The sequence below is a fragment of the Paenibacillus antri genome (assembly GCF_005765165.1).
GTDB classification, from domain to species: domain Bacteria; phylum Bacillota; class Bacilli; order Paenibacillales; family YIM-B00363; genus Paenibacillus_AE; species Paenibacillus_AE antri.
In genome coordinates this window covers 1-564 of sequence record NZ_VCIW01000074.1, presented here as the reverse complement: position 1 = coordinate 564, position 564 = coordinate 1, and the positions used below count along the sequence as shown (strand labels likewise).

Here is a 564-nt window from a genome sequence, read left to right as displayed (position 1 = left end):
CTCTGCTCGCCTACCTGTGTCGGTTTGCGGTACGGGCGCCTTCGCCTGGCTAGAGGCTTTTCTCGGCAGCCAGAGTACATGTTCTTCGGGTACTTGAGTTCCCCTCCCCATCACAGCCCAGCCTTAACGACTTACGGATTTGCCTGTAAGTCAGCCTCACTGCTTGGACGGACACTTCCATCGGTCCGCAACGTTCCCCTTCTGCGTCACCCCATCGCTCGTAACGGCTTACGGCGGTACAGGAATTTCAACCTGTTGTCCTTCGACTACGCCTTTCGGCCTCGCCTTAGGTCCCGACTAACCCTGAGCGGACGAACCTTCCTCAGGAACCCTTAGGCTTTCGGCGGACAAGATTCTCACTTGTCTTTTCGTTACTCATACCGGCATTCTCACTTGTGTACAGTCCACATGTCCTTCCGGTCATGCTTCAGCCCGGTACACAACGCTCCCCTACCCAAGACCTTGCGGTCAAGCCATAGCTTCGGTGGTGTGTTTAGCCCCGTTACATTTTCGGCGCAGAGTCACTCGACCAGTGAGCTATTACGCACTCTTTCAATGGTGGCT

At 55.5% G+C, this 564-nt stretch carries 1 rRNA gene; it reads right to left on the bottom strand.

What is annotated here, in order from left to right:
* Nucleotides 1-564: ribosomal RNA gene (locus tag FE782_RS32115) — 23S ribosomal RNA — on the bottom strand; the annotation flags it as partial.